The sequence below is a fragment of the Mesorhizobium sp. B2-2-3 genome (genome assembly GCF_006442405.1).
In the GTDB taxonomy this organism is placed as follows: Bacteria; Pseudomonadota; Alphaproteobacteria; order Rhizobiales; family Rhizobiaceae; genus Mesorhizobium.
Map to the genome: position 1 here is coordinate 37,645 of NZ_VFWC01000004.1, position 24,753 is coordinate 62,397.

Genomic DNA, 24,753 nt, shown 5'->3' on the forward strand with positions numbered 1-24,753 from the left:
ATGGACATCGACGCCGCGAAGGTTCGCGGCGCCGGCTCCAACGTCCATTTCGACAAGGTCGTTGTCGCCTATGGCGCGCATGTCGTTCTGCATCCGCTGACCCTGGATATTGCTCCCGGCGAGATCCTGGCGATGATCGGCCCGTCCGGCTCCGGCAAGACCACCGCCTTGCGGGCGGTGGCCGGCTTCGTGCGGCCGAGAAGCGGACGAATCCGCATTGGCGCGACGGATGTGACCGATCTGCCGCCTTATGAGCGCGGGCTCGGCATGGTGGTCCAGAACTACGCGCTGTTTCCGCATATGCGGGTCGAGGACAACGTCGCCTTCGGCCTCAGGGCTCAGGGCGCCGACAAGGCGCTGATCGCCGAGCGGGTCAAGGATGCGCTCGGCACCGTCGGCATGGCTGCCTATGCAGCACGTTATCCGCGCGAGCTTTCCGGCGGCCAGCAGCAGCGTGTCGCGATTGCGCGCGCTCTTGCCGTGCGGCCCCGCGTGCTGCTGCTTGACGAGCCGCTTTCGGCGCTGGACGCACAGATCCGCCGCAATATGGTCGAGGAGATCGCCAGGCTGCACCGCAGCCTGCCGGGCCTGACGATCCTCTATGTCACTCACGACCAGACAGAGGCGCTCACCCTCGCCGACAAGATCGCCATCATGCGCGACGGCTCGGTCTGTTCGCATGGACCGACGACCGAGCTCTACCGCCGCCCGCCCAACCGCTTCACCGCCGAGTTCCTCGGCCGCGCCAATCTACTGCCGGTCACCATTGCCGAGGCTGCCGGCTCCAAGGGTTTTGCCGCGGCAAGGCATGGCGACGCGGTGCTGATGGGCACCGGCCGTGACGAGAAGGCCGGCGACAAGAGCCTGCTTTGTATCAGGCCCCAGCACCTCAGCCTGACGGCCGATGGCGACCATACCAATCGCATTGTCGGCACGCTCCTGGAGGTGCACTGGCAAGGCGAACTCACCCATCTCGTGCTCGATGTCGACGGCACGACGGTGCGCGTCTCGGCGACGAGACTGCCGATGGCCCTGCCGGAACCCGGCGCCAAGGTGCCGCTGTTCTTCGCGCCCACCGACACCTCGCTCGTTCCGGAAGACGCCGGTGTCTGAGGCTGTCGCTATGGCCTCGCCAGCGGTCAGGAGAGAGCCTGGCAGATTCTGGATCGTGCCGCCGGCCGCACTCTTGGCCCTGCTGTTCTTCTATCCGCTGGCGCTCATCGCCCGGCAGGCCTTCCTGGACGACAGCGGCGTTGCCAATGTCGCCGAAGTGATCCGCGTCCTGCATTCGCGCTTCTTCCTCAACGCGCTGATCAACACGGTGACGATTTCGGTTACCGCGACTGCCGGGTGCCTGATCGTCGGTCTCGTGCTGGCACTGATCCTGGCCTTCGTTCCGTTCCCCGGCAGCGGCTTCATCGCCAGGCTGATCGACACCTTCATCGCATTGCCGACCTTCCTGGTGACGCTCGCCTTCACCTTCCTCTACGGTTCCGCAGGCATGCTCAACGCAGGGCTGATGGAGACCTTTTCACTGCCGTCGCCGCCCGTCGATTTTCTCTATTCGAGCTGGGGCGTGGTGCTGGCCGAGGTCACTGTCTACACGCCGTTCATCCTACGGCCGCTGCTTGCCGCCTTCTCGCTGGTGGACCGCGGCCAGATCGAAGCGGCAAGCGTGCTCGGCGCGCGGTCGTTCCGCATCGTGCGCCAAATCATCCTGCCGGCCGCCATCCCGGCGCTCATTGCCGGCGGGAGCCTCTGCCTGCTGCTCACCGTCAACGAGTTCGGCATCGTGCTGTTCATCGGCGCCAAGGGGGTCATCACGCTGCCGCTGCTGATCTATGGCAAGGCGATCCAGGAATCGGCCTATCAGGTCGCCTGCATCATCGCCCTGATCAACATCGCGCTGTCGCTCGGCCTGTTCGGGCTCTATCGTTTCGCAGCCGGCCGGCTGGGGGTCTAGCCATGCTCGTCTGGTCCCGCTCCGGTCGCCTCGTTCTGTGGCTCCTCTTCGCGCTGATCTTCGGTGTGCTGTTCCTGGCGCCGCTTGCGGTCATTCTCCTGTCCAGCCTTGCCGGCCAGTGGAACGGGGTGCTGCCGAGCAGCCTGACGACGGAACACTACAGCGACGTCCTGCATGGCGCGGCCGGCGATGCGGTCAAGGCGAGCCTTCTCACCGGTTTTGCAGCCAGCGCGCTGGCGCTGGTCAGCGGCACCTGGGCGGCGCTGTCGCTGCGGGTCCAGGGGCATGCGCTGCGGCGCCTGCTCGGCCTGTTGTTCTTCATCCCCAGCGCCGTGCCTTCGGTCTCCGTCGGCCTTGGCCTGCTGGTCGCCTTCAGCCATCCGCCGCTGCTGCTCAACGGTACGATCGCGATCGTCATGATCGCGCATTTCGTGCTGATATCGGCCTTCACCTTCGGCAATGTGTCGGCCGGCCTGGCGCGGCTCTCGCCCGACTTCGAACAGGTGGCATCGAGCCTCGGCGCGCGGCCGGCCTACCGCCTCTGGCACGTCACCTTGCCTCTGCTCGCACCCTATCTGGTCGCAGCGTTCGGGCTCAGCTTCGCACTGTCGATGGGTGAACTCGGCGCCACCGTGATGGTCTATCCGCCGGGTTGGGTGACGCTGCCGGTGTCGATCTTCAGCCTCACCGACCGAGGCGACATCTTTGCGGGAGCAGCGCTCACCATGATCCTGGTGGTGGCGACCCTGGCGCTGCTGCTCGGTCTGGAGCGCATCACCGCGCGCGCCACCGGATCGTAGCGCTGCCTCAGCCGGGTTTGCGTTCGACGATGTAGATGTGATCCGCGGCCAACACCACTTCGTCGCGCTGGTTGATCACCTCGCAGCGTTCGATGACCCGGCCCGCGGCCGGCCGCTTCGGATCGTCCTCCTTGGCCGCGATGGTGGTGCGCGTGCGGATCGTGTCGCCGATGAACACCGGCTTGATGAAACGCAGCCGATCATAGCCATAGGAGAAGGCAACGGGATTGACGACGCTTGCCGTCAGTCCGATGCCGACCGAGAACACCAGCGTGCCGTGCGCGATGCGCTGGCCGAACGGCGTCGTCTTCATGAACTCGGCGTCCATGTGGTGCGGAAAGAAATCGCCGGTGTGGCCGGCATGGACGACGAAATCGGTCTCGGTAATGGTGCGGCCGCTGGTCAGCCGCGAGGAGCCGATCTCGTAGTCTTCGAAATAAATGATCTGTTCCATGTCCTGCCTTACGGCTTTTCGGCCAGCGGCGTCGCCGGCGCCGCGCTCGATTTATAGGCGGCTTCCACCAGCGCCATCGTGCTCCAGGCGTCCTCGACCGAGCTGACCAGCTCGTCGTCTTCTCCGCAAGCAAAACGCTGGACATTGGCCATACGCCCGACAAAGGCATCGGGGAACCATTCGCCTGCGAGTGGCACGGCAATCCAATCCGTCCCGCCTTTCGGGTATATTTCCAGGATGTCCGGTTCGCCGCGGGGATAGTCGAGGTTGAGGCCGAGTTTGAGATAGGCCGCGCCCTCGGTGCCGCCGATGCGGAATTCGCAGGCCTGGTGCCGGCGCCCGAACTTGTGGTCATGGTTGATCGACAGCGCGCAGCGCACGGTGTCGCCATAGTCGAGGATGGCGCTGGTGCGCGTCTGAGCCACGGTATGGTTGGGGTGGCCGAGCGTCTTGGCGTGCACCCCTTTGGGTTCGCCCAGCAATTGCCTGACGAGGTCGAGATAGTGGATCGAATGCATCGCGATCTCGACGCGCGGCGCCTTGAGCAGGAATTCCCACAGTTCCCAAGGTGTCGCCAGCGCCAGCCAGGCATCGAAGTCGACGACCTCGCCGAGCCATCCCTTGGCGATGGCGTCCTTGAGCGCCAGCATCATCGGCGCGAAACGCAATTGGAAATTCACCGCAGCCTTGAGCTTCCTGGCGCGGCAGATTTCGAGGATTTCGGTTGCCTCGCCGAGATAGTTGCCCATCGGCTTCTGGATCAGTGCGACCGCCCCCTCGGGAAGCGCCTTCAGGATCTCGGCATGCCGACCGGGCGGTGTCGCGAGATCGAAGATCGCATCGTTGATTCCGGCGGCTTCTTCCACGGAGCGGAATGCGGTGACACCCCATTTCTCGGCCAACGTCCGCGCCTTGGCCTGGTCCGGATCATAGAGGCCGGCAACCGGAAACTCGGCCTTCCGGTAGGCGGGAAAATGGGCATCGCCGACAATCGAACCTGCGCCAAAGGTGACGATCGGCCGGGGCTTTGTAGGCTTAGGCCAGGACTGGATGAGTGAGGCAGGGTCGAAACCGCCTTCAGTCATGATGGAAGACCTCGTCCATCGAAGCCCACCATTCGCCCTCCTTGCGGGTCGCCAGCGGCTCCTGGCAAGGCATGCAGAGGGCCCACCATTCCTGTGTTTTCGGGTCTGCCGCCATCTTGGCCATGTCGGCGGCATAGTCGGTGCCGTGGTATTCGAAATAGGCAAACAGCAGGTTCTCCGGCCGCTTCAGGTAGATCGAATAGTTCTCGATGTTGCAAGCCGAGATCATGGTCAGCACGTCGGGCCAGACGGCGGCATGGAGGCGCACATATTCCTCGACCTTTTCCGGCTTCAGTCCCAGAACCATTCCCATCCGCTGCATGTTCGTTCCCCTATTTCGTGATCGCCGTGGTGAATTCGGCGATGCTCATGGCCTTGACCGCGTGCCAGTCCCAATCGATGCCGATGCCGGGCTCCTCGGGTGCCAGAGCGTGCCCATCCTCGATGCGCATGCGCTTGCCGGTCAACTGGTCAAGCTGCGGAATGTACTCGACATACCGGCCGTTCTGAACAGCGCAGGTGAGGCTGACATGCAATTCCATCAGGAAATGCGGACAGACCGGGATGTCGAAGGCCTCCGCCGCATGCGCCACCTTTAGCCAGGGCGTGATACCGCCAATGCGACCGACATCGACTTGCACGATCGAAGAGGCGCCTTTCTGCATGTATTCGCGGAAATGCCTGATGGAATAGAGCGACTCGCCGATGGCAATCGGCGTCTGCGTCGAATTCGACAGCCTGACATGGCCATCGATGTCGTCGGCCGGCAGCGGCTCCTCGATCCAGGCGAGATCGAGTTCACGCAGCCTCGCTGCGCGGCGGATCGCTTCGTCGACGGAGAATCCCTGATTGGCGTCGGTCATGATCTCGTAGCCGTCGCCCACCGCCTTGCGCACCGCCGCCAGCCGCGCCAGATCTTCCGATCCGTGCGGTTTGCCGATCTTCACCTTCGAGCCGCGAAATCCCTTGGCCTTCGCGGCCAGCGCGTCATCGACCAGCGCCTGCGTCTCGATGTGCAGCCAGCCGCCCTCCGTCGTGTAGAGCGGGCAGCGGTCCTTGGCGCCGCCCGCCAGCTTCCACAGAGGCAGGCCCTGCTTCTTCGCCCGCAGGTCCCAAAGCGCGGTGTCGATCGCCGCGATCGCGATGGCCGTGATCGCGCCGATCGTGGTGGCGTGCGTGGCGAATTCGAGATCGTGCCAGATCGCCTCGATCATGTCGGGGTCGCGGCCGATCAGGCGCGGCGCCAGATGGTCGGACAAGAGCCGCATCACGGACGAGCCGCCGGTGCCGATCGTGTAGCTGTAGCCGGTGCCGACGGCGCCGTCGGAATCGGTGATCGTGACGAGAGGCGTTTCCTGGCTGACGAAACTCTGGATCGCGTCCGTGCGCTTGACCTTCGGCACAAGGTCCACCATCCGCAGTTCTATCTTTTCGATCGTGGCCATGTCGTCAGCTCCGCAATGACTTTCCCGTGTCGGCGGCAAACAGGTGCGCCTGCGACAGGTCGAGGCTCATGGCCACCCGCTCGCCCGATCTCAAAGCTCTTGGGTTCAGCATGCGCGAAACCCAGTCTGCGCCATTGAATTCGACGAACACCAGCGTCTCGTTGCCGAGTGGTTCGGTGACCGTGATCGGCAATTCGATCTGGTGGACGTCTGCGGCACCACCGGAACTGATACCATGGCCGGTCGGGTAGATGTCGTCGGGCCGCAACCCGAACACCACGTTGTTACCCCTGGCGACATTGGCTTTGAATTGGCTAGGCAGCGGCAGCTTTTCGCCGCTGGCGAAAACCAGCTGGCCGTCATCGATCGTCGCCTCGTGCAAATTCATCGGCGGCGAGCCGATGAAGCCCGCGACGAACCGCGTCGCCGGCCGTCGGAACACCTCGTCTGGGGTGCCGACCTGTTCGATATGGCCGTCGCGCATGATGACGATGCGGTCGGCAAGCGTCATCGCCTCGACCTGGTCATGGGTGACATAGATCACCGTCGACCGCACCTTGGCGTGCAGCTTCTTGATTTCGGTCCGCATCTGCGTGCGCAGTTTGGCGTCGAGATTTGAAAGCGGCTCGTCGAACAGGAACACGTCGGGATCGCGTACGATGGCGCGGCCCATGGCGACGCGCTGGCGCTGGCCGCCGGAAAGTTGCGACGGGCGACGGTCGAGCAGCGTGTCGAGGCCGAGGATGGCCGAGGCTTCGGCGACGCGGCGCTCCATATCCTCCTTGGCGGCCCCGGCAATCTTCAGGGAGAAGCCGAGGTTCTCGCGCACCGTCATGTGGGGATAAAGCGCGTAGGACTGGAACACCATCGAGATGTTGCGCGAACGCGGCGGCAAATCGTTGACGACGCGGCCGCCGATCTCGATCGAGCCGGCGCTGATCTCTTCCAGCCCTGCGATCATCCTGAGCGTCGTCGACTTGCCGCAGCCGGAGGGGCCGACCAGCGCGATGAATTCGCGGTCCGCGATGTCGAGGTCGATGCCGTGCACGATCCCGACATTGCCGTAGCGCTTGGTCAGCTTTTGGAGGGAAACCGTTGCCATGGGATCAGCCTTTCACCGCGCCGGAGGTCAAGCCGCCGACAAGGTGTTTCTGGACGATGTAGGTGAGGGTGAGCGCCGGGATGATCATCACCACGGCGAGCGCGCACATGCCGCGCCAGTCGATGGTGAATTCGGCCGTGTAGTCGAGCAGGCCGACCGGCAGGGTCTTGGCGCTGACCGAGCGGGTAAGCTGCGAGGCCAGCGCGAACTCGTTCCAGCAGGTCAGGAAAGCAAAGATCGCGGCGGAGGCGATGCCGGGCCCGGCAAGCGGGAACTCGACCTGCCAGAAGGCCTGCCAGCGGGTGCAGCCGTCGATCTGGGCGGCTTCCGCGAGGTCCTTCGGCACCTGGCGGAAGAAGCCGTCGATCAGCCAGATGGTGAACGGCACGTTGAGCGCGACATAGGCCAGGATCAGTCCGAAATGCGTGTCGATGATGCCGAGCCTGACATAAAGGAAGAACAGCGGCAGCGAGAGCGCGATACCCGGCACCGTGCGCGTCAGCATCAGGCCGAGGAAGACGCCCGACTTGCCGCGGAAACGGTAGCGCGCGAAGGCATAGCCGCCGGCCATGCCGATGGCCACCGCGATCATCGTCGAGGTCACCGAGATGATCAGCGAGTTGCGGAAATATTCTATGACCGGGATGCCGCCCTTGCCGATCCCTGAGAACATCGCGACATAGGCGTCGAACGAGATCTGCTGCGGGATCCACACCGGCGGCTTGGCCATGATCTCCACCGTCGGCCGCAGCGACGAAAGCACGATCCACAGGCCGGGCAGGCAGATGGTCAGCATCGCCAGGAACAGGCCGATGCGATAGGCGATGCCCAGCAGCCGGCGCTTGAGGCGGGCGGAAGAATTCTCGTCCATCACCACTCCGCACCGATCTGCGTGCGCGCCGCGGCGAGCTTGTTGAAGAAGTAGACGGTGAAGGCGATCGACAACAGGATCGAGAAATAGGCCATGGCGTTGGCCATGCCCATGCGCCCGTCGCTGTAGGCGGTGCGCGCCACCAGCGTCCACAAAAGCTCGGTGCGGCCCGCCGGCCCGCCATCGGTCATGATCTTGACGATGTCATAGGCGCGCGCCACGTCGAGCGAACGGATGGTCATGGCGATGTAGGCGAAAGGCATGACGAACGGCCAGGTCACATAGCGGAACGTCTGCCACGGCGTGCAGCCGTCGACGCGCGCCGCCTCGATTGGCTCCTTGGGCATGGCGAGCAGCCCGGCGAGGATCAGGATGGCGAAGATCGCCGTCGACGACCAGATCTCGGCGATCGAGATGGCGATGAAGGCGAGATGGCCTTCGATCAGCCACGCAATGGCATCCCTGGTGATGCCGAGCGATTGCAGGGCGTTGTTCACCAGGCCGATATTGTCGTTGAACATGAACTTGAACTGGAAGCCGACGAGGATCGGCGAGAACATCATCGGAAACATCATCAGCGTGCGCAGGATGCGCTGGCCGCGCGTCGCCTTTTCGACCAGCATGGCGAGGCCGAGGCCCAGCAGCATTTCGAGATTGAGCGCGATGGTCAGCAACAGAACCGTGCGGCCGAACGCCCACCAGAAATCGGCGTTCGCCAGGATCGAGAGATAATTGCGGAAGCCGACAAAGACGAAGAACGTTTCGGGCTTGGTCAGGCGGAACGGCGTGAAGCTGGAATAGAGCGACAAAAGCAACGGCACCACGACGACCGCCGCCAGCACGATCATCGCCGGAAGCAGCAGCAGGAATGGCGCGGATGGCTTGAAGCCCTTCATTGGGACCCTGTGAGTTGCATTCGATTGCCGCCTGTCGAGCCGGGCGGGGCAGGCATCGTCATCGTGGAACACCCGAGGCAGTGCGCGCCCTAAAACGCGAGCGCCTCCCCCATGACTGATGGGGGAGGCGGCCTTGGGAGCGGTTCTACAGCTTGCCGGCGTCTTCGAGGATTTGCGTCGCCTTGGCGGCGGCTTCGTCGAGCGCCTGCTTGGACGTCTTGTCGCCGAGGATCGCCGCCTGCAATTCGGGATAGACGGCGTTCGAGATCTCGATCCATTCAGGCGTCTGCGGCACCGCGAAGGCGTGCTTGGCTTCTTCCTGGAAGGCGGAGAGGACCTCCTTCTTGTAAGGATCGTTTTCGGCCTGCTTCAGGTCCCAGTCCCAGACCGCGGTGCGGGTCGGCAGCGGGCCCGCGGCGGCTTCCAGCTTCTGGCTGTCCTCATTGGTGAGCCACCACACCAGCGATGCCGCGGCCTCCTTGTTCGGGCAGTTCTCGGTCACCGAGAAGCCATGGAAACCGGACCAGCCGGTGCGCTTGCCGGACGAGCCTTTCGGCGCGACCTTGACGCCGATATTGCCGGCGACCTTCGACGACTTCGGATCGTTGAAGAAGCCGGCCCAGCCCGGCCAGTCCAAGTTGATGGCGACGGTGCCCGAGGCAAAACCCTGGCCCAGATCGTCCCAGAGATAGTTGGTGGTTCCGGCCGGCACGGCCTTGGCCTTGTAGAGGTTGACGAACCAGTCGAGCGCCCGCACGCCGGCTTCGGAGTTGAAGACCGGCTTGCCGTCCTTGTCGAGATACTCGCCGCCCTCGGCCACCACCATCTCGTAGAAGCGGCCGTTGATCGCCTCTTCTTTACCGGCGAACTGCGTGCCGTAGAAGTTGGGCGGGTTGGCGAAGAACTCGGCCTGGTCGGTGACTTCCTTCCAGGTGTCCGGCGGCACCAGATCATAGCCGTATTTCGCCTTGAACTTGGCCTTGTTGTCGGCGTTCTCGTAGAGGCTCTTCTGGTAGTAGAGGGCAGAGACGTCGAACTGCGCGCGCGGCAGCATCTCCAGCTTGCCATCTATGGTCGCCGCCTTGATCGTCGATGGCACGAAGGCGTCGATCTCTTCCTTGGGCAGCAATTTGCTGAGGTCGGTATAGAGGCCGGTATACTGCGGCGCGAAGGAGGAATGGTTCCAGCCGACGCACCAGTTGGTGCTGCCCGAGGCGATGTCGGACTTCAACTCCTTGTCGATGTCGAAGCCGTTCTTCTTGGTCAGGATGTTGACCTTGGCGCCGGTCGCCTTCTCCCATTCGGGGATACGCTCGTAGAGCTTTTCATATTGCTGGCCGCCGATCAGCTTCACGTCGACGGTAACGCCTTCGAACTTGCCGGGCAGGTCGCCGGCAAGGGCCGCGCCTGCGCCTGACGCAAGCAACAATGCGCCGGCGCACACGCCGGAAAGCAGTCTGTTCATTGGTATCCTCCCTGGGTGCGCCTTGGCGGCGACCGCAACTCGTCTGATGACAAGAAGTGTTACATTCATATACAAACAAAACATTCATGGATACGTCAAGGCGAAATTTGTTTCCGCCGGCAGCATTCCTGCGTATATGAAGAATCGATTTCACTGGAGGGAAAGCCCATGGATGATAGCGAAGACGAGCGGTATCGCGCGCCTGCGCTCGACAAGGGGCTCGACATCCTGGAACTGCTGGCCGGCGTCGACGGCGGCCTGACGCAGGCGGAAATCGCCAAGAAGCTCGACCGCAGCCCCAACGAGTTCTACCGCATGCTGGACCGGCTGGTGCGACGCGGTTATGTCACGCGGCTCGACGGTGACCGCTATTCACTGACGCTCAAGCTGTTCGGCCTGGCGCAACTGCACGCGCCGGTGCGGCGGCTGGTTTCCTATGCGACGCCGTTGATGCGGGAGCTGGCGGAGACGTCGCAGCAGGCCAACCAACTCGTTGTTTTTGATCGCGGTTCCGCCGTGGTCATCGGCCAGCAGGAGGCGCCGAACTACTGGGGCATCTCGATCCGGGTCGGCGCCCACATCAGCCTGTTCGACACCGGTTCGGGACATGTGCTGCTCGCTTTCCGTTCGCAGGAGGAGCGCCAGATGATGATCTCCGAACATGTCCGCAGCACCGACAATACGGCGCAGCCGCCCGAGTTCTTTGCCCGTCTCGACCAGATCAGGGAACGGGGATATGAGATGATGGCCTCGATGCAGACTGCCGGCGTCTACAATCTGTCGGCACCGGTGCGCGGCTCCGACGGCAAGGCGATCGCGGCGCTTTCGATTCCTTACATCACCGTCGTCAACGCACCGTCCGCGCCGGACATGACCCGCACCATCGAACTGCTGCTGGCCACATGTGAAAAGCTGTCGCGTCTGGCCGGGTCGGCCGTCGGTTCATCGGTGTAATTCTTATTTGAATGAAGAATTCCTCCGTGAGATGATGTGAAAGATACGGGAGGAGCCCTGCCATGATCATCGACACCCACCTGCACCTCATCGACCGCTCGGCCTTGCGCTACCCGTGGCTTGCCGGCGTGCCCGCTCTCAACCGCGACTTCTCCTATGAGGAGTACGGCGTGGAAGCTCAACGTGTCGGCGTCGAGCGTGTGCTGCATATGGAGGTCGATGTCGACCCTGCCGATATCGAGGCCGAGACCGAACGTGTCGAAGGCCTGTCGAGACAGGCCGGCAGCATGCTGGCCGGGGCGATCGCCGCCTGCCGTCCGGAAGAGGCCAATTTTGCGGCCTATCTCGAGCGCCAGCGAGCAAAGCCGTTCGTCAAGGGTTTTCGCCGCGTCCTCCACGTCATGCCCGATGAACTCTCGGAAGGCGCGCTATTCCGGGACAGCATCCGGCGGCTCGGCGGCACCGGGCTCACCTTCGATCTCGTCGTGCTACCGCATCAGATTCCCAAGGCGATCGCGCTCGCCGATCTGGCGCCCGACGTCCAGTTCGTGCTCGACCATTGCGGCGTCCCCGACATCAAGGGCAATGGCGAGCATCCGTGGCGCGAACACATGAGCGAAATCGCGCGGCGTCCCAACGTCGTGGCCAAGATTTCCGGCGTCGTCGCCTATGCGGATCCCGGCAGTTGGACGGTCGAGACGCTGCGGCCCTATGTCGAACACACGATCGGTTCGTTCGGATGGGATCGTGTTGTCTGGGGCAGCGATTGGCCGGTCTGCACGCTGGGTGGCGGTCTCTCGACCTGGGTGGCGGCGACCCATGCGCTGCTTGCCGGTTGCAGTGTTGCGGAACGCGACAGGCTGCTCTCGGTGAACGCCCGCAAGCTCTGGCGGCTTTAACCGGCTCTGCTTGGGGCTCTTCAGATCGTCGCCGAAACGTGCCGTTCGCGGCCGTAGAGCGACACCAACAGCACGATGATGAAGCCGAGTGCTGCCTGCACCGCCGAGGGCTGGAAGCCCAGCCCGATGAGCAGCGTGTTGATCTCGGTCAGCACCAGCACGCCGGCAATGGTCCCGAGATAGCTGCCGCGCCCGCCGACCAGCGCCGCGCCGCCGACGACCACGGCCGCGATGGTCTGGAACAGGTAGGGCTGCCCGACATCGCCATAGGCCGAGCCGGTGAAGCCGAGCAGCAGAACGCCCGCCACCGCGGCGAAGAAGGCGCTTGCCGCATAGGTGATCACCCACATGCGGACGGGACCGATCAGCGCCAGAGGCGCGGCACCCGGATTGCTGCCGAGTGCGTAGAGCCGGCGCCCATAGGGCGTCCGCTCCAGCACCAGGACGACGAGCGCCGCCAGCACGACAAGACAGGGCACCAGCCATGGAACCGGCAGTGGCCCGGCCGATCCGCCGATCGACACGAAGCTCGAAACCGCTTGCGGCGCGGAGCCTGAAGGGAAGCCCGCGGTCCATAAAAGCACCAGCCCTTGCACGACCATGCCGATGCCGAGCGTGACGATAAGCGGCTGGATGTCGAGGCTGCGCGCGATGAGCCCGTTCAGGCCACCGATAAGGATCGCCAGCACGCCGACGAGGCCGCAGACCAGGACAAAATTCCAGCCATCGCCGTAGAGTTGCGCGGCCACGACATTGGCAAAGCCGATGACGAACGGGATCGACAGGTCGATGCCGCCCATGATGACGACCAGCGTCTGCCCGATCGAGGCGACGGCGAGCAGCGAGGCAAGCACCAGCATGGCGCGCACCGCAAACGGGCTGGAGTAGCCCGGAATGAGGATGATGCCGGCAAGATGCAGAAGGGCGGCAACACAGAAGGCGCCGACGACACGGGCATTGGTTGTCGCGAATAGATTTCGGCCAGCCATGTCAGCGCCTCCCGATGGCAAAGCGTTCCTGCAGCGCGGTCAGCATCACCGCCAGCACCAGTATGGCGCCGTAGGCGATCTGCAGCACGAAGGTCGAGACGTTGAACGTCGTCAGCACGCTTTGCAGCAGGAAGATGTCGACAGCGCCGATCGCGGCACCCGCGACGCCACCACGGCCGCCGGCAAGACTGACACCGCCGAGCGCCACGGCGGCGATGGCGATCAGCGTGTAGGTCGGGCCGATGTTGGGATCGGCCGACCCGATCAGCGCAGTCAGCATCAGTCCGGCGCAGCCGCCCAGGATGCCGGTCATGACATAGGCGATGAAGCGCACGAGCGTGACGTCGACGCCGGCCGTATAGGCGGCGCGATCGTCGCTGCCGACCGCCATCAGCTGGTCGTAATAAGGGCTGCGCCGCACCAGCCACCAAAAAAGGAACATCAAGGCCAGCGGCAGAAGCGAGAGTGGGCCCGCCAGGGCTTTCAGCCAGGCCGGCGCCGGGCCGATCGGCGCCGGCAGGATGGTCAGCGTCACCCCCGTCAGGATCAGATAGGTGCCGAGCGTGGCCACGATCGGCTGGATGCGCACGATGGTCGCCAGGAAACCGTTCGCCGCCCCGACCAGCGCACCGATGAGCAGCGCCGCCGGAACAAGCGCCAGCGGCGAGGATATTCCGGCGCGCAGGAAAAGCACCTGGATCACGATGGCGTTGACGAAGCCCATCAGCGGCCCGACCGAAATATCGATGCCGCCGCGCCCGGCGAGGATCACCGGCGTCGAGGCGATGGCCGCACCGATCAGCGGCGCCGCCAGACCAACCAGCGCACCCCAGGAGCCCGGCTGGAACCGTGCCGGGCTCAGCATCAGATTGATCGCCAGCAGGGCGATCAGCAGTACGACGGCGAAGCCGACGCTTCGGCCGAGGGACAGGATGCGTGCGAAGGGTCTCATGCCGCGCGTCCGAACATGGCTGCGATCACGTTCCCGGTGGTCATCGCCTGGCCGGCGATTTCCGCCACGACTTCATTTTCGCGGAACACCAGCACGCGATGGCAGAGAAGAAGGATCTCCTCGATCTCGCTGGACAGGATGACGAGCCCCATGCCGTCGGAAGCCAGCCCGCGAAAGACGTCGTAGAGAACATGCCGGGTCGCTACGTCGACGCCGCGCGTCGGGTCGTTGAGAAGCAACATTGCGGGGTCCAGCGCCAGGGCCCGCGCCAACAGCACCTTCTGCTGGTTGCCGCCGGACAGGGTGGTGATCGGCGCGTCGGGCCGAGGCGCCGATATCGACAGCCTTTCGCGATAGGCCTCGTAGCGCGCCTTGCGCGCCGCCGGGCTGATCAGGCCGAGGCGGGTATCGCGAGACAGCGTCGAGACGGCGAAATTGTCGAGCACCGATTGCGTCGGGAAAATGCCTTTGGCACGCCCGCGCGGAAGATAGGCGATGCCGCTCGATACGGCCTTGCGGAAGCCGGTGATGGCGCGGGATGCGCCGGGCAGATCGAGGGTTATCGAACCGCCAAGCGGCGCGACTAGGCCGGCGAGCATCTCGAGGAAAAGCTCCTGGCCGTGGCCATCCAGGCCGGCGAGCCCAACGATCTCGCCGGCGGCGACCGCCTGCATGATCGGGCTGGCGTCCGGTGCGATGACGAGGTCGCGGATAGTGAGGGCGGCGCGATCAGCCATGCGCCAGCTCCGCGGCGGTGCGTGGCGCCATCGCCTTGAGAAGCTCCGCCGGCGTCGAAGCGCCGCGCTCCTCGGTGCGCACCACGCTGCCGCCGCGCAGGATCGAGATGCGATCCGAAAGCGACGTCACCTCATCCATGCGGTGGGTGATGAACAGGATCAGGCAGCCTTCGCCGGCAAGCGTGCGCATCAGCGAAAAAACGGACTCGCGGTCGGCGAAGTCGAGTGCTGCGGTCACTTCGTCGAGGATCAGGATCTTTGGATCGCGCACGACCGCACGAGCAAGAACGACGAGTTGCTGTGCTGCGAGCGGCAACTGCCCGGCGGGCATGTCGAGCGGAACGTTGGTGACGGCGAAACGTTTGAGGGCGGCGGCTGCCCTGTCGCGCCGCTCGTTGCGGGGAACCGCGCGCCGGACCAGGCCGTCGAGGCCAAGCAGGATATTGTCGGTCACGCTGCGGTCCGGCGCGATCAGCACTTCCTGGAAGACCGTGGCGAAGCCTTGCGCCTGGAAGGCCGAGGGGGTTCCGCCCGAAAACGGCCTGCCTTGCAGCAGGACCGTGCCGCTGTCGGGCTGAACGATGCCGGACAGCAGCTTGACCATGGTGCTCTTGCCCGAACCATTCTCGCCCAGGATGGTGTGGATGGTTCCTGCCCGGAACGCGATCGAGGCGTCCGCAAGCGCGACCGTCTCGCCATAGCGTTTGGATATGTTTCTGATTTCAAGCATGTCGCGTTTCGAAGCTGGCAAGCCGGCCCTCCGAAAGGAGCCGGCTTGTCGAGGTCTTATCTGGCCCAGGCGTCACTTCGCGCAGGCGTCTGGCACCTTCGAATAGTCCCATCCCTTGGTCGGCGCCGGGTTGGAGAAATAGGCGTCGAGCCATTCTTCCGGCATCGGATCCTTGGGCGGCACCGGGAAGATCGATACGGCATCCGTCGTCATGCAGTCCTTGTACCAGGCGCCGAGATCGGCATTGTGGACCGGCGGAATCGGAATGAGCAGCGTGTTCAGCTTCGGCTTCTGGTCGTCGAGCATGCGTTCGCCGACGCGAAACAGCGTTTCGGCGGTCCAGTGCGGCAGCACGGCATGGCCCTCGAAGCGGTACTTGTCGGGATTGGCCTTCCAGTAGCCCAGGGCATCGCCGGTGATCGAACCGGTGATCAGCGGCGCCGGCCGGCTGGCTTCGGCGAACGCCTCCGCGACGACGCGGCTTTCGCTGCCTGTCGTCCACACCGCATCGATCGGCGCCGGGTTGGTGGCGATCGCCTGCAGCACCACCGTCTTGGTGACATTGGCCGTCCAATTGCCGTTGACCGTGCGCGAGATCTTCAGCTTGGGGTTTTCCGCCAGCGCCTTGTCGGCGCCCTGGCGCTCCTGAACCACGATCGGGTGGCCGGCGATGCCCTCGACCAGCAGGATGCTGGCGCCATCAGGCTTGGCCTTGCCGATCGCCGTCATCATGTCGTAGCCCCAGCGCGCATAGTTGGAATCGACATTGATCGCGTTCGGGCTGGTCACCGAACCGGCGGCGGTGATGAACGGGATGCCTGCCTTGGCGGCCGCATCGATGGCGTCATCGAGCGCTGTTGCCGAGCCCGGGATCGAGGTGATGATCGAGCACTTCTTGTCGATGAAGGCGCGGATCTGGTTGATCTGCTGGCTGGCGTCGTTGTTGGAATCCGACACTTCGAAGCTGGAGACGGTGCCGTCGGCGATCAGCCCGTCGACCAGGCGCTTCAGCTCCTTGGTGACGGTGACCCGCCAGGGGTTGCCCTGGTAGGATTCCGAATGGCACCATTTCCATGGCTTGGACGGCGGGTTGAAATTGTCCCAGGCCGATGGCAGCACCGTCTGCGGCGCGCCGTCATATTGCGCCTTGAGTTCATCGGGCAGCCCGCTGATGACGCCTTGTACGTCTTCGGCAAAAGCTGTCGTTGCGAGTGAGGCGAAGGCGGTTGCGGCCACAAGGCCGCGGATCAGGCTTTTCATTTGTCTCCTCCGTTCAATTTTTTCAGGCTCCTCCACCGGCAGTGCCGGTCGCCTGCGCCGGGGCGCTCTGCCGAAACAGGCGATTGAGATCGGCAATGACCTGGCTGGAACGATGCCCTGAGGTCATGCCGGAATTGACGCGGTCGGACGCGGCCTGCTGGAACGCCATGTAACCATCATGGCGAGGCCGCACCCATGCGCCCTCCAGGGTCGCGCGCGTATCGCGATAGAAATTGCCGGTCGCCGCATTGACGGCCTGATCCTCCCAGGCCGCGGCATGGCCGGGCTGTCCGCCGGCCGCGGCATAGGGGCCACGCTGGACCTCGCCGCTGGCGAGCCAGTAGGCGAAATCGGTTGCCGCCTCTTTCGCCTTCGAGAAGGCCGACACCGCTATGCCTGTGCCGCCAAGCGCCGTGCCAATCGGGCCGCTGGATCCGACAACAGGGATGTCGCCAAATGCCAGGCGATGTGGGCGAAACCCGGCCATCGCGTAGGAAACATAGCCGTAGATCAGCGGTGCGCAGACGATCGGGGATCCGGCCTGCGCCATCCGCTCCGAAACGGCGATCGGATCCATCTCGAAGCAGGCCGGGTCGACCAGCGCGGCAATCTCGCGCATTGTCTCGAAGACTTCGCTGCCGGCCTCGTCGTCGATGAGATCGTTGGACGGGTCGGTCGCGCAAGCATGCCCGAGATTGCCTGCGAGCGTGAAGAACACCATCATCGAATGCGGTGGCCGCAACGGCAGCAGCACGCGTGCCTGCCGGGCGAGATCGAGCACTTCGCTCCATCGCGATGGCGGTGCGCCAAGCGCATCGGGCCGCCATGCCTGGACCTGCGTCGCGGCATCGATGGGAAACGCCCACTGCCGTCCCTGCCATGTGTAACTCGGATAGGACTGGCCGACGCTGCCGGAGGAAAGTGCCGCGCGCTCCGCCTCGCGGCCGGCGACATCGAGCGGCTCCAGGCAGCGTTCGGCGGTGATCTGGCCGACATGCGGATGGTCGATGACGATCAGATCATAGGCGCGCGCCAGTTCCTCGACCGGGAAGGACTCGAAGTCCTGCAGCGAACGCTTGTCCCATTCGACGGCAATGCCGGTTTTCTGCTTCCACAGCGACGAGCAGGCGACCATCGGATCATAGCCGCGCGGATGGTTCCAGGTCATGCCCCTGAGCGTGGGCTTTAGGAAGCGCGTGGTCACAGGCCGAACTCCTCGCGGATCGCGGCGCTATGCTCGCCGATGCGCGGTGCTGCCCGGTCGACCTTGGCCCTGATGCCGTCGACCCTGAGCGGCGAACTGGTGGTAAGGATCGAGACATCGTCCTCGCGCGTCACCGTCTGCAGCATGTCGAGCGACTGGAAGCCCCCGCTTGCCAGCATTTCCGGCCAGGTCAGCACCTTGGCGCACCAGATGTCGGCGGGTTCGAGAACATCAAGCCACTCGTCGACCGTCCTGGTCGCGATCCGCTGCGCGACGATCGCCTTGATGTCGTCGCGCGCGGTGAACCAGGATGCCGGCTTGTCGCGGTAGGGCGCCAGTTCCTCCAGCGACAGCAGGTCGGCGAGTTTCGGGATCGGTGTCATGGCGATGGCGAGGTAACCATCCTTGGCGGGATAGACGCCGTAAGGTGCCGACAGATAGGCATGCGCGCTGCGGAAGCTGGAGCGGCGCGGCAAACGCCGGCCGTCATTGAGATGCGTGGTCAGTACCTCGAACTGGAAGTCGACCAGCGCTTCCAGCAGGCTGGTTTCGATATGGCTGCCCTGGCCGGTGATGCCGCGCCGCACAAGGGCGGCCAGTATGCCTTGCGCGCATGCCGCGCCCGCCAGCATGTCGCCGATAGCAAGCCCGAACGGCACCGGCCCCTGGTCCTCGTCGCCGTTCAGCCACATCACCCCGGAGCGCGCCTGCGCCAGGAGGTCCTGGCCGGGCCGCTTGACCCATGGGCCGTCCTCGCCATAGCCGCTGATCGAGGCATAGACCAGGCGCGGGTTGATCTTGCGGACCGCCTCGTAGTCGAGGCCGAGCCGTTCGATGACACCCGGCCTGAAATTCTGGATCAGCACGTCGGCCTTGGCCAGCAGGCCGCGCAGCGCCTTGAGATCCGCCTCGTCCTTCAGGTCGATGGCGAGGCTTTCCTTGGCCCGGTTGATGGCATGGAAGATGGTGGAATCACCGCCGATCTCGGTGTCGCTGAGATAGAGCCGGCGCGACAGGTCGCCGCCGTCCGGACGCTCGATCTTGATGACGCGGGCGCCGAGATCCAGCAGCCTGAGCGAGCAGTAGGGCCCGGACAGGAACTGGCTCATGTCGACGACGACGAGACCGGCAAGCGGCAATTCGGCTGCTGCCGGCATTTCTACTTCTCCGTCTTGCCGAGGAAATCGGCAGGGTTGCGGTACTTCACAGTCTGCAGATGCTCGCAATAGAGAACGAGTTCGCCTTCGCCCTTGAACACCTCGTAGCTGGCGCGGATCAGCCCCATGTCCTTGTAGCGCGGCGTCTTGTCGAGGTTGGAGCGGATCGAATAGATCGTGTCGCCGATGAAGACGGGCTTTATGAAGCGGAGCTTGTCGTAGCCATAGGAAAACGCATTGACGCAATTGGTGGCGACGAGCCCCAGGCCAGCCGAGAAGACGAAGGCGCCGGCCACCAGCCGCTTGCCGAAAATGCCCTCCGTCTCGGCAAACATCTGGTCCTGCACGTAAGGATGGATGTCGAGCACCAGCGTGTTGAACAGGTGGCTGTCCCCTTCGGCCAGGGTGCGGCGCAACGAGCGGATCTTCTGGCCGACCGGCCAGTCCTCGTAGAACCAGTTCTCGGCGTTCCAAACCGGCAAGGCGGCATGTTCCGCGGGCATGTTGGCCGGATGCGTCGAGGCGACGCCGACGGTCGGTGCGAAGTCGTTCATCGCTGGCTCCGCTGGCACTGCGCGAGGCACGGCACAAGTTTCGGAACACCCGTCAAGGCGCCAGATTGCACGACGTCTCCTCCCGTCAATCTTCTTTTGTAAATACTATTTTCACATATGGGGTTGCGTTGCAAGCGAGGACGGGCGAAATTTTGGCTGTTCCCGCTGCGCTCGAGCCCGGCGGAACAGGGAGGAAAACATGCGCGATGCCTGTCTGGTCTTTGTCGGCAGCCTGAACCGGGAGGCGCCCTATTTTCAGGGCGCACGCGGCGTCGGCCTCGGCGTCTACAGCTTCGACGAGGAGACGCTGGAAACACGAAAGCTGGCCGAGACCAGTGACATCGACAATCCGACCTTCCTTTCGGTGACGCCGGATGGTTCGCGCCTCTACGCCAATTCGGAAGTCTTCGCCTGGCGCGAAGGAACGGTTTCGGCCTACGGCTTCGACCGCGCCTCGGGCACGCTCACTTACCTGAACAAGCAGCCGTCACTCGGCAGCATCACCGCGCATAACACCATCACCCACGATGGCACGAAGCTGCTGGTCGCCAATTACGGCATGGGCGAGGGCGGTCCGGATCGCGCAGTCGCGGTCTATGGCTTCGACGGCGATGGCGCCTTGTCGGCTCCTCTGGCTAGCGTTTCGCACAAGGGCACTGGCCCGAATCCAGCCCGGCAGGAGCGCTCGCATGCCCATAGCGTCACCGAAACCATCGCCGGCGGAACGGCCATTGTCGCCGATCTCGGCATCGACCGGCTGGTGTCCTACCGGATCGAGCACGATGGCAATCTGACCAAACTGGCCGAATCCGCTTTGCCGCCGGGCGCCGGTCCACGCCATCTCGCCTTGCATCCGAACGGCCGTTTTGTCTTCGTCATGAACGAGCTGGATTCGACCATCGTGTCGATGGCGCTGGACAAGGCAAGCGGCAAGCTCTCGACCATCGACGCCAGGCCGGCCGTGCCGGCCGAGGCGCGCCAGGCCAATCACTGCGCCGATATCCAGATCTCGCCCGACGGCCGCTTCCTCTACGGCTCCAACCGAGGCCATGACAGCGTGGTCATCATGGCCGTCGACCAGCAAAGTGGCGCGCTGAGCCTCGTCGGCTATGTCCCTTGCGGGGGCGCCACGCCGCGCAACCTGGCGCTGACGCCGTCCGGCGGCCACCTGTTCTCGGCCAACCAGAATGCCGACCGCATCTCGATCTTCGCGCGCGACGCCGAGAGCGGCGGGCTGACCGACACCGGCCGTGCCATCGAGATCGGCACGCCGATGTGCGTCAAGATCGTGCGGTGAACCGTGCGCGACATCGGCATCGAGCTTCGGACGGAAACGGGCCGGAGCTCAGGCCGGGCGATCCGGGTTGACGGGTGCCTTCGCCGGAGCTGTTGACGGAGCATTGAACGAAAAAAACCCGCCTGCGCGGCGGGTTCCTGGCGCAACTCAGCACCATAGATAAATATCTACCATAGTTGCCTTCACCCGGTCAAGAAAAAATTCCTATCTTGAGAGCTGCCGGCCATGGAAGGCTGCTGACACAGCCGGACCGGCCGTCGTCAGGTCGCCTTTGTCAACGCGAGTTCGCACGCTGGAGCTCAGGCCTGTTGGATTGCCGAGAGCTTCCAACTCGAGCCATTCTGACGCGTGAAGGTCCACAGCTCCGTCGTCTCCGTGGGATGATCCTCGTCGCCCTCGACGACCTTGCCGCTGGCCCGTTCGCGCATCACGTCGCGCGATTCATAACGCAGGGCCGCCGTGGCATAGTCGCGGTCATCCTCGCGCCAGCTTTCCGCGATGTCGGCCTGCAGGAGGGTGACGTCGGATACCTCGTTCCTGAGGCCCTTCTTCGCGTTGTCGGCCAGCTCTTCAGAGAGATAGGACACCATTTCGGGAGTCGTCGTCTTGCGCAACGCGGCATGATCCTCACGCCCGAACGCTTCCTGGACATCGCTCAACAGCTGCTGGAATGCGTCGAGGTCGGTCTGGGCGAGCCGGATTTCATCGGAACCGGTGGCCGCCGCGGAGCCTCCGCCTGAACCGCCGCCAAAGCCGGGAATGGCGAAAGAACGCGCATTGTTGGCATCGCTCTGTCCGGCTGCGCGGTTTTCAAATCGCGAGGCATTGCCGGCGCCGGCGAGCGCAGGGGCGGGGCCACGCGCGGATTGCGACCGGAAGAACCTGATTGCCAGCATGATGGCGCCACCGATCAGCACGGCCTGCAGCAGGAAACCGAACATGCCCGCCAGCCCGCCGAAGCCCTGGCCCAGGAGCAGCCCGATCAGGCCGCCGATCAGCAGGCCGCGCATCATCGTTCCACCGAAGCCGCTCATGAAGCCGGGCCTCTGCGGGCCGGCCTGCGGCTGCCGGGCCGCGGTGTTCACGCCGGTATTGGGCGTCATCGAACGCTCGACCGGAGCGGTCGGCGCCGGAGCGGTCCTGGTCGGCGGCGCTGATTGGAACGTGCGCATGCCGCGGCTGCCGAAACTGCCGCCGCGACGGGCCTCGGCATGGTCTACCGCGACCATGGAGAATGCCAGGAACAGTCCGGCAAACAGGGCGGCAAATCGGCTTGTGCGGGAAATCATCTGGACGGACCTTTATCGATGGGTTTCGGAAATTCTCGACAGACGTCGGGCCGGCTACCGGCGTGCGGTCAATCGAACAGCTCTTCGAAGAACGATTTCTTCCGTTTCGGATAGCGGTGGCCCTGCGAGCGCGCATAGTCGTCATCGCGGTCCCGGCCATGCTGGGGCTGGGAGAACGCTGCCGGCTGTGGCGCGGGCGAGGCCTCCTTGGCCGATCGCTCGATGATCTTGTCGAGTTCGCCTCGGTCAAGCCACACGCCACGGCACTGCGGGCAATAATCGATCTCGATACCCTGGCGTTCGCTCATCACGAGCGCGACGCGGCAGGAGGGGCAAACCAATCCAAGAAGGGAAGACGATGTCATATGGGGCTCCAAACCAAAAGAGATGAGCCCGCTTGACCGAAAGGATGGAAACGGGCCCGTTAAAGCGGTCCGACATCACGGTCGCGAGGTGCGACAGTCAGAGGGGCCCGGCCCGCATGCGAGAGTTAGGAATGGAGAACCGCGCCTTCAAGAGCGACATTGTCCGCGAGGATCGAATTTGTTCCCCATCGCTGACGTCATTGCGCTTCGAGCGTTGGGTACCGCGCCTGCGCCAACGACCCCGGCGTCCCTGCTCAGACCGTCACCACGATCTTGCCGAACTGCTCGTTCGATTCGAGATAGCGATGCGCCTCGACGATGTGCTCGAATGGAAAGGTCCTGTCGATGATCGGCTTCAGCGTGCCGGCCTCCAGCCCTTCGAGGATGAACGCCTTGGCGGCTTCCAGCTTCGCTGGGTCGCCGGTGATCTCGTGGACGAGGTAGCCGCGCAGCGTCAATGTCTTGCCAAGCACGGCGGGCAAGGGAAACGGCGTCGGCTCGGAGCTCAACCCGCCATATTCGATGAGAATGCCACCACGGGACATCGCAGCCGCGAGCGGCTCGAAAATCGGGCCGCCGATCGCCTCCAACACGATGCGCACGCCTCGCGGCCCGGCGATCCGGCGTAGCCGCGCCTCCAGATCCTCCTCGGCCAGGACCACGACTTCAGCCGCGCCGGCGTCGAGCAGGGCCTGCTTCTTCGTCGAGGTCCGTGTCACCGCGATCGCCGTCGCGCCGACGCTGTTGGCGATCTGGATCGCGGCAAGCCCGACGCTGCTCGAGGCTGCCGTGATGACGACGAAGTCCTCGTTGCGCAGCCTGGCGATGTCTATCAGCGCGCCATAGGCGGTGAGGTACGGCATCCACATCGCGGCCGCGGTCCGCCAGTCGAGTGATATCGGATTTTTGACGACGAGCCCGGCAGGATAGGTAACAAGCTCTCCGTAAGCCGGCCAGCGGATCATCGATTGCGGCGGGATGACGCTGACGGCATCACCCGGAGCCAGACCCGTCACGGCTTCGCCGACCGCTTCGATGAGGCCTGCGGCCTCCAGGCCAAGCCCGGAGGGCAGGGTGGGCGTCTCGATATAGGTGCCCGCGCGCAGCAGCGCCTCGGCGCGATTGAGGCCGAGCGCCTTGACGCGGATCTGAACCTCGCCCGGGCCGGGTAGGGGAAGATCCACATTTTCGATCCGCAGGACCTCGGGGCCACCATGCCGATGAAAGCGAACGACGCGCGCCATTCGGTCTACTCCTAATTGTCTGAACCGAAAGGAGCTATGCCGGTAAGATGAAGTCGGATAAATGGCCTTCGGAGCAGAACAGTAGAAACCAGGAGTTTCGAATATGGATCGGCTTGAGAGCATGGCCGTGTTCGTCAGGGCGGTCGACCTCGGCTCGTTCGCGGCGGCCGCGGCCGCACTCGATCTGTCCGGACCGATGGTCGGCAAACACGTCCGGTTTCTGGAGGAGCGTCTCGGCATGCGCCTGCTCAACCGCACCACGCGCCGGCAGAACCTCACCGAGTTCGGACGCGCCTACTACGACCGCTGTCGGCTGGTGCTGGCCGAGGCCGAAGCTGCCGATCAACTTGCCGCCGGCCAAATCTCGGAGCCGCGGGGCAAGCTGCGCGTCACCATGCCGGCGCATTTCGGCCGCCACTGCGTAACACCCGTGCTGCTGAAACTGGCGCGGCAATATCCGATGCTGGAACTCGATCTGTCGCTCAGCGACCGCTTCGCCGATCTTGCCGAGGACGGCTACGATCTTGCCATCCGAACCGGTGATCTGGAGGACAGGGCAGGCGTGATCGCGCGCCGCGTCGCGAGCCAGGACATGATTGTCTGTGCGGCGCCGTCCTATCTGAAAATTCAGGGCGAGCCACGGCGGATCGAAGATCTCGCCAATCATCATGCCATCGTATATCGCCGGCTCGGCCAAGCCGTTCAGCCTTGGCTGTTCCCGCGCGAAGGACAACCAGCACAGGAGATCATGCCCGGCAGCCGGCTGCGGCTCGACGATCTCGATGCCATCGCCGATGCTTCGGCCGAGGGCATGGGGCTCGCCTGGTTGCCATGGTGGCTGGTTCGCGAGCGCATTCAGGCAGGCGCGCTGGTCGAGCTCTTGCCGGACCAGCCGCGATATCTTTATGACTGCCACGCCCTTTGGCTGCAGACGCCTCACTTGCCGCTGAAAGTTCGGCTGGCCGTCGATGCGCTGGCGGCCGCCTTGCCGAAACGGATGGCTTGATCGCCAGCGCTCGCGGCCACTCTCGTTTTGGATCG

The 24,753-nt window shown here is 64.3% G+C and carries 26 protein-coding genes; 7 read left to right on the top strand and 19 right to left on the bottom strand.

Features of this window, described 5'->3' with window-relative positions; genetic code table 11:
- Genes FJ951_RS08775 through FJ951_RS08785 form a run of 3 tightly spaced genes read left to right on the top strand, consistent with a single transcriptional unit; the run spans position 1 to position 2,763 of the window.
- Complete coding sequence (locus FJ951_RS08775) at positions 1-1,113, top strand: ATP-binding cassette domain-containing protein (RefSeq protein ID WP_246670978.1); 1,113 nt, start codon at positions 1-3, stop codon at positions 1,111-1,113.
- The gene (locus tag FJ951_RS08780; RefSeq protein WP_140514510.1) at positions 1,106-1,963 is read left to right on the top strand and encodes a 2-aminoethylphosphonate ABC transporter permease subunit; all 858 of its coding nucleotides are present in this window, start codon (positions 1,106-1,108) and stop codon (positions 1,961-1,963) included. Before FJ951_RS08775 ends, FJ951_RS08780 begins: the two co-directional genes overlap by 8 nt.
- A gap of 2 nt (positions 1,964-1,965) precedes the next feature.
- Complete coding sequence (locus FJ951_RS08785) at positions 1,966-2,763, top strand: ABC transporter permease subunit (protein ID WP_140514512.1); 798 nt, start codon at positions 1,966-1,968, stop codon at positions 2,761-2,763.
- A 7-nt stretch (positions 2,764-2,770) separates the two neighbouring features.
- On the opposite strand, the gene FJ951_RS08790 is transcribed toward FJ951_RS08785, so the two are convergent.
- From FJ951_RS08790 to FJ951_RS08825, 8 genes are all read right to left on the bottom strand, one after another.
- Positions 2,771-3,217, bottom strand: a complete 447-nt coding sequence (locus tag FJ951_RS08790; protein WP_140514514.1) for a MaoC/PaaZ C-terminal domain-containing protein — start codon at positions 3,215-3,217, stop codon at positions 2,771-2,773.
- Between the two features lie 8 nt (positions 3,218-3,225).
- Positions 3,226-4,302, bottom strand: a complete 1,077-nt coding sequence (locus FJ951_RS08795) for a Gfo/Idh/MocA family oxidoreductase (protein WP_140514516.1) — start codon at positions 4,300-4,302, stop codon at positions 3,226-3,228.
- Positions 4,295-4,624, bottom strand: a complete 330-nt coding sequence (locus FJ951_RS08800; RefSeq protein WP_140497605.1) for an L-rhamnose mutarotase — start codon at positions 4,622-4,624, stop codon at positions 4,295-4,297. Before FJ951_RS08800 ends, FJ951_RS08795 begins: the two co-directional genes overlap by 8 nt.
- A 10-nt stretch (positions 4,625-4,634) precedes the next feature.
- On the bottom strand, positions 4,635-5,747 hold the full coding sequence (locus FJ951_RS08805; protein ID WP_140514518.1) for a mandelate racemase/muconate lactonizing enzyme family protein: 1,113 nt from the start codon (positions 5,745-5,747) through the stop codon (positions 4,635-4,637).
- A 4-nt stretch (positions 5,748-5,751) separates the two neighbouring features.
- On the bottom strand, positions 5,752-6,849 hold the full coding sequence (gene ugpC / locus FJ951_RS08810; RefSeq protein WP_140514520.1) for a sn-glycerol-3-phosphate ABC transporter ATP-binding protein UgpC: 1,098 nt from the start codon (positions 6,847-6,849) through the stop codon (positions 5,752-5,754).
- Between the two features lie 4 nt (positions 6,850-6,853).
- Complete coding sequence (locus FJ951_RS08815; protein WP_140497611.1) at positions 6,854-7,720, bottom strand: carbohydrate ABC transporter permease; 867 nt, start codon at positions 7,718-7,720, stop codon at positions 6,854-6,856.
- The gene (locus tag FJ951_RS08820) at positions 7,720-8,616 is read right to left on the bottom strand and encodes a sugar ABC transporter permease (RefSeq protein ID WP_140514521.1); all 897 of its coding nucleotides are present in this window, start codon (positions 8,614-8,616) and stop codon (positions 7,720-7,722) included. The genes FJ951_RS08815 and FJ951_RS08820 overlap by 1 nt, the downstream gene beginning before the upstream one ends.
- 145 nt (positions 8,617-8,761) lie before the next feature.
- Complete coding sequence (locus tag FJ951_RS08825; RefSeq protein WP_140514523.1) at positions 8,762-10,081, bottom strand: sugar ABC transporter substrate-binding protein; 1,320 nt, start codon at positions 10,079-10,081, stop codon at positions 8,762-8,764.
- Between the two features lie 168 nt (positions 10,082-10,249).
- Here FJ951_RS08825 and FJ951_RS08830 point away from each other — a divergent pair, with 168 nt between their 5' ends.
- Positions 10,250-11,035, top strand: a complete 786-nt coding sequence (locus tag FJ951_RS08830) for an IclR family transcriptional regulator (RefSeq protein WP_140514524.1) — start codon at positions 10,250-10,252, stop codon at positions 11,033-11,035.
- Positions 11,036-11,097: 62 nt separating this feature from the next.
- On the top strand, positions 11,098-11,934 hold the full coding sequence (locus tag FJ951_RS08835) for an amidohydrolase (protein ID WP_140514526.1): 837 nt from the start codon (positions 11,098-11,100) through the stop codon (positions 11,932-11,934).
- Between the two features lie 20 nt (positions 11,935-11,954).
- Here FJ951_RS08835 and FJ951_RS08840 read toward each other — a convergent pair whose 3' ends face one another.
- From FJ951_RS08840 to FJ951_RS08875, 8 genes are all read right to left on the bottom strand, one after another.
- A complete protein-coding gene (locus tag FJ951_RS08840; RefSeq protein WP_140514528.1) occupies positions 11,955-12,923 on the bottom strand; it encodes an ABC transporter permease in 969 nt (322 codons plus the stop codon).
- Between the two features lies 1 nt (position 12,924).
- Entirely contained in the window at positions 12,925-13,875 is a 951-nt protein-coding gene (locus tag FJ951_RS08845; RefSeq protein ID WP_140497623.1) for an ABC transporter permease, read from the bottom strand.
- Entirely contained in the window at positions 13,872-14,612 is a 741-nt protein-coding gene (locus FJ951_RS08850) for an ATP-binding cassette domain-containing protein (RefSeq protein WP_140497625.1), read from the bottom strand. Before FJ951_RS08850 ends, FJ951_RS08845 begins: the two co-directional genes overlap by 4 nt.
- Positions 14,605-15,342 (bottom strand): ATP-binding cassette domain-containing protein, encoded by a 738-nt coding sequence (locus tag FJ951_RS08855; protein ID WP_140497628.1) that lies wholly within the window; start codon positions 15,340-15,342, stop codon positions 14,605-14,607. The genes FJ951_RS08850 and FJ951_RS08855 overlap by 8 nt, the downstream gene beginning before the upstream one ends.
- Before the next feature lie 72 nt (positions 15,343-15,414).
- A complete protein-coding gene (locus FJ951_RS08860; RefSeq protein WP_140514530.1) occupies positions 15,415-16,602 on the bottom strand; it encodes an ABC transporter substrate-binding protein in 1,188 nt (395 codons plus the stop codon).
- Positions 16,603-16,624: 22 nt separating this feature from the next.
- Positions 16,625-17,770 (bottom strand): extracellular solute-binding protein, encoded by a 1,146-nt coding sequence (locus FJ951_RS08865; protein WP_140514936.1) that lies wholly within the window; start codon positions 17,768-17,770, stop codon positions 16,625-16,627.
- Positions 17,771-17,802: 32 nt separating this feature from the next.
- Positions 17,803-18,963 (bottom strand): CaiB/BaiF CoA-transferase family protein, encoded by a 1,161-nt coding sequence (locus FJ951_RS08870; protein WP_140497632.1) that lies wholly within the window; start codon positions 18,961-18,963, stop codon positions 17,803-17,805.
- 2 nt (positions 18,964-18,965) lie between these two features.
- Complete coding sequence (locus FJ951_RS08875) at positions 18,966-19,517, bottom strand: MaoC family dehydratase (protein ID WP_140514532.1); 552 nt, start codon at positions 19,515-19,517, stop codon at positions 18,966-18,968.
- Positions 19,518-19,716: 199 nt separating this feature from the next.
- On the opposite strand from FJ951_RS08875, the gene FJ951_RS08880 reads away from it, so the two are divergent.
- Positions 19,717-20,814, top strand: a complete 1,098-nt coding sequence (locus FJ951_RS08880) for a lactonase family protein (RefSeq protein WP_140514534.1) — start codon at positions 19,717-19,719, stop codon at positions 20,812-20,814.
- 299 nt (positions 20,815-21,113) lie between these two features.
- Here the strand turns inward: FJ951_RS08880 and FJ951_RS08885 are convergent, their stop codons facing one another.
- From FJ951_RS08885 to FJ951_RS08895, 3 genes are all read right to left on the bottom strand, one after another.
- A complete protein-coding gene (locus tag FJ951_RS08885) occupies positions 21,114-22,103 on the bottom strand; it encodes a Tim44 domain-containing protein (protein WP_140497638.1) in 990 nt (329 codons plus the stop codon).
- A gap of 68 nt (positions 22,104-22,171) precedes the next feature.
- A complete protein-coding gene (locus FJ951_RS08890) occupies positions 22,172-22,468 on the bottom strand; it encodes a zf-TFIIB domain-containing protein (RefSeq protein ID WP_140497640.1) in 297 nt (98 codons plus the stop codon).
- A 254-nt stretch (positions 22,469-22,722) separates the two neighbouring features.
- A complete protein-coding gene (locus FJ951_RS08895; RefSeq protein WP_140514536.1) occupies positions 22,723-23,712 on the bottom strand; it encodes a zinc-dependent alcohol dehydrogenase family protein in 990 nt (329 codons plus the stop codon).
- A gap of 103 nt (positions 23,713-23,815) precedes the next feature.
- Here FJ951_RS08895 and FJ951_RS08900 point away from each other — a divergent pair, with 103 nt between their 5' ends.
- On the top strand, positions 23,816-24,718 hold the full coding sequence (locus FJ951_RS08900) for a LysR family transcriptional regulator (RefSeq protein WP_140514537.1): 903 nt from the start codon (positions 23,816-23,818) through the stop codon (positions 24,716-24,718).
- Positions 24,719-24,753: the final 35 nt, after the last annotated feature.

Excerpts from the sequence above, each read along its gene's own strand:
- FJ951_RS08820 (WP_140514521.1), bottom strand. The coding sequence starts at position 8,616 with ATGAAGGGCTTCAAGCCATCCGCGCCATTCCTGCTGCTGCTTCCGGCG.
- FJ951_RS08850 (WP_140497625.1), bottom strand. The coding sequence starts at position 14,612 with ATGGCTGATCGCGCCGCCCTCACTATCCGCGACCTCGTCATCGCACCG.
- FJ951_RS08860 (WP_140514530.1), bottom strand. The coding sequence starts at position 16,602 with ATGAAAAGCCTGATCCGCGGCCTTGTGGCCGCAACCGCCTTCGCCTCA.
- FJ951_RS08815 (WP_140497611.1), bottom strand. The coding sequence starts at position 7,720 with ATGGACGAGAATTCTTCCGCCCGCCTCAAGCGCCGGCTGCTGGGCATC.
- FJ951_RS08840 (WP_140514528.1), bottom strand. The coding sequence starts at position 12,923 with ATGGCTGGCCGAAATCTATTCGCGACAACCAATGCCCGTGTCGTCGGC.
- FJ951_RS08805 (WP_140514518.1), bottom strand. The coding sequence starts at position 5,747 with ATGGCCACGATCGAAAAGATAGAACTGCGGATGGTGGACCTTGTGCCG.
- ugpC (WP_140514520.1), bottom strand. The coding sequence starts at position 6,849 with ATGGCAACGGTTTCCCTCCAAAAGCTGACCAAGCGCTACGGCAATGTC.
- FJ951_RS08830 (WP_140514524.1), top strand. The coding sequence starts at position 10,250 with ATGGATGATAGCGAAGACGAGCGGTATCGCGCGCCTGCGCTCGACAAG.
- FJ951_RS08885 (WP_140497638.1), bottom strand. The coding sequence starts at position 22,103 with ATGATTTCCCGCACAAGCCGATTTGCCGCCCTGTTTGCCGGACTGTTC.
- FJ951_RS08775 (WP_246670978.1), top strand. The coding sequence starts at position 1 with ATGGACATCGACGCCGCGAAGGTTCGCGGCGCCGGCTCCAACGTCCAT.
- FJ951_RS08880 (WP_140514534.1), top strand. The coding sequence starts at position 19,717 with ATGCGCGATGCCTGTCTGGTCTTTGTCGGCAGCCTGAACCGGGAGGCG.
- FJ951_RS08900 (WP_140514537.1), top strand. The coding sequence starts at position 23,816 with ATGGATCGGCTTGAGAGCATGGCCGTGTTCGTCAGGGCGGTCGACCTC.
- FJ951_RS08795 (WP_140514516.1), bottom strand. The coding sequence starts at position 4,302 with ATGACTGAAGGCGGTTTCGACCCTGCCTCACTCATCCAGTCCTGGCCT.
- FJ951_RS08875 (WP_140514532.1), bottom strand. The coding sequence starts at position 19,517 with ATGAACGACTTCGCACCGACCGTCGGCGTCGCCTCGACGCATCCGGCC.
- FJ951_RS08855 (WP_140497628.1), bottom strand. The coding sequence starts at position 15,342 with ATGCTTGAAATCAGAAACATATCCAAACGCTATGGCGAGACGGTCGCG.
- FJ951_RS08890 (WP_140497640.1), bottom strand. The coding sequence starts at position 22,468 with ATGACATCGTCTTCCCTTCTTGGATTGGTTTGCCCCTCCTGCCGCGTC.
- FJ951_RS08825 (WP_140514523.1), bottom strand. The coding sequence starts at position 10,081 with ATGAACAGACTGCTTTCCGGCGTGTGCGCCGGCGCATTGTTGCTTGCG.
- FJ951_RS08835 (WP_140514526.1), top strand. The coding sequence starts at position 11,098 with ATGATCATCGACACCCACCTGCACCTCATCGACCGCTCGGCCTTGCGC.
- FJ951_RS08870 (WP_140497632.1), bottom strand. The coding sequence starts at position 18,963 with ATGCCGGCAGCAGCCGAATTGCCGCTTGCCGGTCTCGTCGTCGTCGAC.
- FJ951_RS08800 (WP_140497605.1), bottom strand. The coding sequence starts at position 4,624 with ATGCAGCGGATGGGAATGGTTCTGGGACTGAAGCCGGAAAAGGTCGAG.
- FJ951_RS08785 (WP_140514512.1), top strand. The coding sequence starts at position 1,966 with ATGCTCGTCTGGTCCCGCTCCGGTCGCCTCGTTCTGTGGCTCCTCTTC.
- FJ951_RS08845 (WP_140497623.1), bottom strand. The coding sequence starts at position 13,875 with ATGAGACCCTTCGCACGCATCCTGTCCCTCGGCCGAAGCGTCGGCTTC.
- FJ951_RS08865 (WP_140514936.1), bottom strand. The coding sequence starts at position 17,770 with ATGACCTGGAACCATCCGCGCGGCTATGATCCGATGGTCGCCTGCTCG.
- FJ951_RS08790 (WP_140514514.1), bottom strand. The coding sequence starts at position 3,217 with ATGGAACAGATCATTTATTTCGAAGACTACGAGATCGGCTCCTCGCGG.
- FJ951_RS08895 (WP_140514536.1), bottom strand. The coding sequence starts at position 23,712 with ATGGCGCGCGTCGTTCGCTTTCATCGGCATGGTGGCCCCGAGGTCCTG.